This is a genomic window from Kitasatospora sp. MY 5-36 (genome assembly GCF_001182915.1).
GTDB lineage: Bacteria > Actinomycetota > Actinomycetes > Streptomycetales > Streptomycetaceae > Kitasatospora.
Map to the genome: position 1 here is coordinate 1 of NZ_LFVW01001277.1, position 1060 is coordinate 1060.

2 protein-coding genes are annotated in these 1060 nt (G+C 73.6%); one reads left to right on the top strand and one right to left on the bottom strand.

Annotated elements, in window-relative coordinates; all coding sequences use genetic code 11:
- The coding region (locus AE652_RS41930; RefSeq protein WP_159028749.1) for a TetR/AcrR family transcriptional regulator at positions 1–313 on the bottom strand (313 nt) is incomplete at its 3' end.
- A gap of 75 nt (positions 314–388) precedes the next feature.
- On the opposite strand from AE652_RS41930, the gene AE652_RS41935 reads away from it, so the two are divergent.
- A complete protein-coding gene (locus tag AE652_RS41935; RefSeq protein WP_049661372.1) occupies positions 389–937 on the top strand; it encodes a GNAT family N-acetyltransferase in 549 nt (182 codons plus the stop codon).
- Positions 938–1060 lie beyond the last annotated feature (123 nt).

Here is a 1060-nt window from a genome sequence, read left to right on the forward strand (position 1 = left end):
CCTCACCGTCCAGCGGCAGCACGTCCAGCAGCGACGCCCTCACCCGGGCCAGGCCGGCCGGCGGCGCGCTGCCGTCGGCGGGGGCGGTGCGCCGGGGCCGGGCCAGCGAGCGCCGGTCCAGCTCCTCCAGGGCGTGGCTCAGCAGCGCCCGCTTGTTCGGGAAGTAGTGCGTCAACAGCCCGGTGGAGGCACCCAGTTCGGCGGCCACCGCGCGCAGGGTCAGCCCCTCGAAGCCCCGGGTGGAGAGCACCCGCCACACCCCCTCGGAGACTTCCGAGCGTCGGGCGTCATGGTCTCCACGGGCCGGTGTCATGGGGGCTATCTTACGTACCAAACGTTTGTTATGAATAGTCCAGCCAACCTCAGCACCACCCGTGAAAGGCCGCCCGTGTTTGCCGTACCGCTCACCGAGAACGCCGAACTGCGCCCGCTGGAGCCCTGGCAGGCGCCCGAGTTCCTGACCCACCTCGACCGCGCCCGCGCCCACACCGACCCGTGGATCCCCTGGGCCACCTTCTCCGTCGACCTGGACTCCGCCCGCGCCACCCTCCAGCGCTACGCCGACGGCCTGGCCGCCGACCAGAAGCGGATCTACGGGATCTGGCTGGACGGCACCCTGGTCGGCGGCGTGATGTTCGTGAGCTTCGACGCCCGGTCCGGCGTCTGCGAGATCGGCGCCTGGACGGAGCCGGCCGGCGAGGGCCACGGGCTGATCACCGCCGCCGTCAAGCAGCTGCTCGACTACGCCTTCACCACTCGCGGCATGCACCGCGCCGAGTGGTGGTGCTCCTCCGTCAACGCCCGCAGCCGGGCGGTCGCCGAGCGGGTCGGCATGACCCGCGACGGCGTGCTGCGCGAGTGGTACCCGTACAACGGGGTCCGCTACGACAAGGAGATCTGGGCCGTGCTGGCCGACGAGTGGACCGGCCGGGCCTGAACCGGCAACGGCGCCGGGCCCGGTGGGCTCCCCCGCCCACCGGGCCCCGCACCGCACCGCACCGTCCCGCACCGTCCCGGCGGCCCACCAGCCCGCCGGCCGTCGACCCGTCAGGCGGCCGGC